The organism is Mycobacterium sp. TH-M11, from assembly GCF_057473725.1.
Map to the genome: position 1 here is coordinate 1 of NZ_JBYCLD010000540.1, position 5,855 is coordinate 5,855.

Sequence of the window (5,855 nt, forward strand, 5' to 3'; positions counted from 1 at the left end):
TGTTGCGGCCCTTCGGAACACGTCAATTGGTGCGTTCGCTGATACTGGGAGAGGACGCCGACGCGGCGGACCATTCGCGCAGCCATTGACACGGGAGTCGGCAGTGTAATCTCAATCCCACCAGCATCTTTCGTCTCGAACGGCCATCTCGATGGCATCGAGAGCGCAGGTGGCCCCTAGGGCCAAAACCTTCACGACCCGGCCCACTCTTCGCAGCAGCGACGTTTTCTTGGCCCCGCATCCGGGTACCCGATCCTGAAACAGCTGGCCAGCGTGGGCGATTGGCCTGGACGAGTGGGGAGGGCGCCCGTGCCCGTTAACAGCGGCGATCCGATCGATTATGACCGCACACATCAGCCGCGGGCGGGTGTGGCGTTCAAAGACAACCGCCAGCTGATCGGCTACTTGTTGATCGGCGCCGCAGTGGGCGGGGTGATGGTGTCTCTTTTCTTGGCCGGCATAGGGCACGGCGGGGGCTCGATTGCAACCGGCATCGTAACGCTGGCAAGTGCGACTGTGGGCTGGCTGTGGTTGTACTTGGCTCGACGCCGAGTCGCGCGTTTAGGGCGAGGCACGCCCGCTGATTCAACCCGCAATATGCGTTCCGCCCGATAAGAAAGCCGCACCGCGATGTCATCAAGTACCACGTCGGCGCATCAGCGCTCCGCCGCCAGGGCGCATCGGAGTGGAGTGTCCATCTTTCCCGCACAGGGCCATCACGCAGAGGGGATGACGATACATGACAACTGAGGCACCGCCGGTTACTCCTATGCAAGCACGGCGTCCATTTCCCGCCCGGGTGGGGCTGAAGGGAACGCTAATTTACCAGCTGGTGACTACCACCGATCACAAGCTGATCGGGATGATGTACGTAATCACCTGCTACGTATTGTTTTTCGCGGGCGGACTGATGGCCCTGTTGATGCGTAGTGAGCTGGCTACGCCCGGCATGCAGTTCTTGTCCAACGAGCAATACAACCAGTTATTCACTATGCACGGCACCGTCATGCTGCTGCTCTTTGCCACCCCGATCGTGTTCGGGTTCGCCAATCTGGTCATACCCATGCAGATCGGCGCGCCTGACGTCGCATTTCCTCGGTTGAATGCGCTTTCGTACTGGTTGTTCTTGTTTGGCTCGCTGACCGTTATTTCAGGTTTCATCACCCCCGGCGGGGCCGCCGACTTCGGCTGGACGGCCTACACGCCGCTGTCAGATGCGACGCACAGTCCCGGCGCCGGTGGCGATCTCTGGATCACGGGGCTGATCGTCGCGGGACTGGGCACCATATTGGGTGGGGTCAACATGATCACCACCGTGGTGTGTTTGCGCGCCCCCGGCATGACGATGTTCCGGATGCCGGTGTTCACCTGGGATGTTCTGGTGACGTCGATCTTGGTGTTGATGGCCTTCCCGCCGCTGACGGCGGCGCTGTTCGGGCTTGCCTATGATCGCCACCTGGGAGGTCATATTTACGACCCGGCCAATGGCGGTCCGATCCTGTGGCAGCACTTATTTTGGTTTTTCGGCCACCCGGAGGTCTACATCGTGGCGCTGCCGTTCTTCGGCGTCGTCACCGAGATCCTCCCGGTTTTCAGCCGCAAGCCGGTCTTTGGTTACACCTCAATCGTGTACGCCACCATCGGCATCGCTGGGCTGTCGATGGCGGTGTGGGCCCATCACATGTTCGCCACCGGCGCCGTTCTGCTGCCCTTTTTCTCGTTCACTTCATACCTGATCGCGATACCAACCGGCATAAAATTCGTCAATTGGATCGGCACCATGTGGAAGGGACAACTGACCTTCGAGACCCCGATGCTGTGGTCTGTAGGTTTCCTCGCCACCTTCCTACTGGGCGGTGTAACTGGCGTCCTGCTGGCCAGCCCGCCGCTGGACTTTCAGGTCACCGATTCCTACTTCCTGGTGGCACATTTCCATTACACGTTGTTCGGCACCGTCGTCTTCGCCTCATTTGCCGGGGTCTATTTCTGGTTTCCGAAGATGACCGGACGGCTACTCGACGAGCGCATGGGCAAGCTGCATTTCTGGTTGACGTTCATCGGCTTCAACACCACATTTTTGGTTCAGTTCTGGCTAGGCGATATGGGCATGCCTCGTCGGTATGCCGACTACCTGCCCACCGATGGTTTCACTGCGTTAAACGCCATCTCCACGCTCGGGTCCTTCATCCTCGGGGTATCGATGATGGTGTTCGTGTGGAACGTGTTCAAAAGCTGGCGCTACGGTAGGCCGGCCGTCGTCGATGACCCGTGGGGCCACGGTAACTCCCTGGAGTGGGCCACCAGCTGCCCACCGCCGCGCCACAATTTCACCGAGCTGCCCCGCATCCGTTCCGAGCGGCCCGCCTTCGAACTGCACTATCCGCACATGGTCGAACGGATGCGTCAAGAGTCGCATATCGGCCGCCATCCAGAAGTCGGCGCAACAGCTAGCGGCCGCTAGACAGGCGCGCGACTAGCGGGAAGTTTTGCACAGCAATCCTTTTCGGATACGTGAGCTCAGCCAGCTATCCAATCCGGCCCTTGCCGCCCAGGCTCGCGGGCGGCGTGTTTGGGGCACGTCTAGAGCGGGAATCACGACGGCAGGTGACCGCGATGCTTCGGCAGTAGATAGGAGATTCAGGCGATGTTTTTACACAACAAGAAGATGATGTACCGGGTCCGCGTGGACGAACCGAACCCGAAGTTCGCCAAGATGTTGCTCGAACAGTTCGGCGGTCCCAACGGTGAGCTCGCTGCGGCGCTGCGCTATTTCCTGCAGGGCTGGAATGAGACCGACGGCGCACGACGCAGCATGTTGCTCGATATCGCCACCGAGGAACTCTCCCATCTGGAAATGGTTGCGCAGACCTTGTCGCTGTTGCTGAAGGGCTCGCCCTCGGCGCTGGTGGATCAAGTCGAAGGCACCTACCTCGGCGAATTGCTGGACGGGAAAATGCCCGACGCCGCGACTCTCGCGCTCAACAGTGCCACCAACGTCCTCGGTGGCGGTGGCGCACGGTTGACCGATTCCGAGGGCACGCCGTTCACCGCCGGCTACGTCGACACCATCGGCGAACCCACCGCCGACCTGCGTTCGGATATCGCCGCCGAAGCCCGCGCCAAACTCGTCTACGAGCGCCTCATCAAATTCACCGACGACGCCGGTGCCAAAGATACGTTGACGTTCCTCATGACCCGAGAGATCGCTCATCAGAAGATGTTCGAGTCGGCGCTGGCGTCGATCGAAGACAACTTCCCGCCCGGCACCCTGCCCGGGATGGAAAAGCTCGGGCACGCCTACGTCGCCGATTCGGGAGACTTCGGCACCTCGGATAAGTCCGAAGCAAGCACAGACGGCTTCGAGTTCGCTGCGGCCAACAGTTCGTGGGGCTTCACCCTCGACGACAAGCCGGCAACCCACGCGGCCGAGTAAACTCAGGCGGCAGCGGAGCCGATTAATGTGGGTCGAGCATGAATCGTTCTCGGGCAGTGCGGTTTTCGCTAACGCTCGCCCCCACAGCGCAGCCGGCACGCCGAACGCGGCCCCGATCAAAAACCCCACCCACAGGGGAGCGGTTACCTGCACTGAACCCAGCCCAAGGCGCGGCCGGCCATCCTCATGTGGCAACTGTTCGGCGGGACCGACCACCGGCGGGTCATGGCTGGCTCGCTCCGCTGTGCGCGTCGCGGCGCAGGCGCACCAGTGCGTCGATGGCGTCGCGTCCGGCGTCGGGCACCGCTCGTCGGACTTTCTCCGCTTTCTCCACCACGAGTCCGGGCACCGCGTTCAGGTCGGCGAGCACATCCTCAGGGGTGAACAACAATTCGGCGTCCTGCGGGCCGCCGATGCCCTCGGTGAGGTTGGTGGTGTCATGGCCCACGATCAGCAACGTGCCGCCGGGTGCAACCGCGGCGGCGGCGTTGCGCAATGCGGCGCGGCGCAAGGTGTGCGGTAGCTGCAGATAAGCGACGATGACCGCGTCGAACGATCCGGCCGGCAGCGCGTCGTGCACCACATCGACGACCTGGAAGTCGACCCGCTCGGTAACCCCGGCACGACTCGCCAGTTGCGCTGCCCGTTCCAGTCCCTGTTGGGAGAAGTCGACACCGACAGCGTGCCAGCCGCGGCTGGCCAACCAGATCGCGTTCCGGCCTTCGCCGCAGGCCACATCCAACGCCCGTCCCGGCGTTGCCGCCGACATTTCGGCGGCGACGAATGAGTTCGGCTCTGTCCCCCAGAGCAGTTCGCCCTCGCTGTAGCGAACATCCCATGCCTGTGCGTCCATGTCTTACTCCAATCTGGCTGTCACGGCAGCGGCAGCTTGTCCATGGTGAATTCGGTGGCGGGCATCCCCCAGGAGACGGGCTTGCCGCCGGTCCGGAAGTACATCTCTTTGAACCCCATCTTCATCGCCCACGGCGCGTAGCCCATCTTGAAGACGCTAGTCTTCCCGCCGTACCAGGTGTCGGAGTGGATGTAGAAGCCCTTGTGTCCGCCCATGTCGCCGAAGCAGATGATCTCGGGTCGATACGGTCCGCCAACCTCGGCCCGGTCGAGGCGACCGACCTCGACCGCGATGTGGCGGGCCACGATCTCGGCTTGCTGGTGGCCCAGAGAGCCGAGCTTGGGCACGGTCAGCGCGGCCGCGTCGCCCACGGCGAAAACCTCCGGGTGGTCGAGGTTGCGCATGTCGGTTCCGGTGAGCACGAAGCCATACTCGTCGGTGATCGGCAGATCCTTCAGGAAAGCGTGCGGCACCCAGTCGGGCATGAGGATCTTCAGCTCCGCTTCCATGCTCTGACCGTTGGCGAACTCGATGCCGTCCGCGGTGATACGCGTAACGTCCTGGGTGGCAGGCATATAGCCGAAACCCATGTCGGTGGCCAGGTCCAAGAACTGCTTGACGATCTCTTCACCGGCATCCTCGGCGATGGTCTCGGCCGGCGTGAACAAGGTGACCTTGTGGGCGTCGCCCATCGAGTGCTCACCGAGCCAGTGCGCCATCGACAACGCCAACTCCAGCGGCGGGCCCTCGCAGGCGGCCTCGGCGACCGGCAGCCAGTCAGGCTTGTGTTCGAGGCCCTGGTTGAACCGGGCGGACCCGATGGCGATCGGGCCGCCCTTGTAGCCACCGTCAAAAAGCTTGCGCCGCAGTTTGTTGCCATAGTGTCCGCTGGAGACGGTGTCGCCGAACTCGCCGAAGCCCTCGATCCGGTCGTAGGCCAGCTGATTGCCCAGTGCTATCACCAAATAGTCGTAACCGATGGTCTCGGGCGCCGAGCCGGCGCGATCCGTCGGGGTGAAGACCACCCGCTTGGCGTCGGGGTCGATCGCGGTGACCGCAGCGTTGATGAACTCGTTGCCGTCGCGATTATGGAACCGGACGGTTTCCATGTGCATCGTCACCAGCGGATCGTGGTCGGCAAACACCTCCATCGGAATGTTCGGCACGAAGATCAGGTACGGGTTGCGGTCGATCACCGTGATGTCGACCGCGTCGCCGCAATGTGACCGGATGAAGCGGGCGGTGGTCAGCCCGGCGAAGCTGCTACCCAAAATCACCACCCGAGGACATGCGCGGCTCATGACGCCACCGCCCCGGCACCGTCGTCGGTGACGACCGGCGTTGGTTCCACTATCTCCAGCATGCGAATCATCGTGCGCCTCCTATACGTTCAGCATCAATCCCGTTTCGGTGCCGGACGCCCAAAGCGACTCGTCCGGCAAGCATTTGATCGAGGTGTGGGCTAACCGCCACAACGCGTCGACCGCTCGGCCGCGGTCGAAACGCCGAGGCGGTGCAGTAGAACGCTGGTCGGGCACCACCCCACCGCGGCGTCGAGCAGCAGATTGG

The 5,855-nt window shown here is 62.6% G+C and carries 5 protein-coding genes; 2 read left to right on the top strand and 3 right to left on the bottom strand.

Going from position 1 to position 5,855, the window contains the following annotated elements; translation table 11 throughout:
* The first annotated feature begins 739 nt into the window (after nt 1-739).
* Both ctaD and AC2VOG_RS20460 read left to right on the top strand, forming a co-directional pair.
* Entirely contained in the window at nt 740-2,461 is a 1,722-nt protein-coding gene (gene ctaD, locus AC2VOG_RS20455; protein ID WP_486941644.1) for an aa3-type cytochrome oxidase subunit I, read from the top strand.
* Nucleotides 2,462-2,644: 183 nt separating this feature from the next.
* Nucleotides 2,645-3,433: a manganese catalase family protein gene (locus AC2VOG_RS20460; RefSeq protein ID WP_486941645.1), complete on the top strand. Its 789-nt coding sequence runs from the start codon at nt 2,645-2,647 to the stop codon at nt 3,431-3,433.
* A 223-nt stretch (nt 3,434-3,656) separates the two neighbouring features.
* Here AC2VOG_RS20460 and AC2VOG_RS20465 read toward each other — a convergent pair whose 3' ends face one another.
* The 3 genes from AC2VOG_RS20465 to AC2VOG_RS20475 form a co-directional block, all read right to left on the bottom strand.
* Nucleotides 3,657-4,286 (bottom strand): class I SAM-dependent methyltransferase, encoded by a 630-nt coding sequence (locus AC2VOG_RS20465; protein ID WP_486941646.1) that lies wholly within the window; start codon nt 4,284-4,286, stop codon nt 3,657-3,659.
* Nucleotides 4,287-4,306: 20 nt separating this feature from the next.
* Nucleotides 4,307-5,587, bottom strand: a complete 1,281-nt coding sequence (locus AC2VOG_RS20470; RefSeq protein ID WP_486941647.1) for an NAD(P)/FAD-dependent oxidoreductase — start codon at nt 5,585-5,587, stop codon at nt 4,307-4,309.
* A gap of 81 nt (nt 5,588-5,668) precedes the next feature.
* A partial coding sequence (locus AC2VOG_RS20475) for a hypothetical protein (RefSeq protein WP_486941648.1) occupies nt 5,669-5,855 on the bottom strand: 187 nt, incomplete at its 5' end.

Excerpts from the sequence above, each read along its gene's own strand:
- AC2VOG_RS20465 (WP_486941646.1), bottom strand. The coding sequence starts at position 4,286 with ATGGACGCACAGGCATGGGATGTTCGCTACAGCGAGGGCGAACTGCTC.
- ctaD (WP_486941644.1), top strand. The coding sequence starts at position 740 with ATGACAACTGAGGCACCGCCGGTTACTCCTATGCAAGCACGGCGTCCA.
- AC2VOG_RS20460 (WP_486941645.1), top strand. The coding sequence starts at position 2,645 with ATGTTTTTACACAACAAGAAGATGATGTACCGGGTCCGCGTGGACGAA.
- AC2VOG_RS20470 (WP_486941647.1), bottom strand. The coding sequence starts at position 5,587 with ATGAGCCGCGCATGTCCTCGGGTGGTGATTTTGGGTAGCAGCTTCGCC.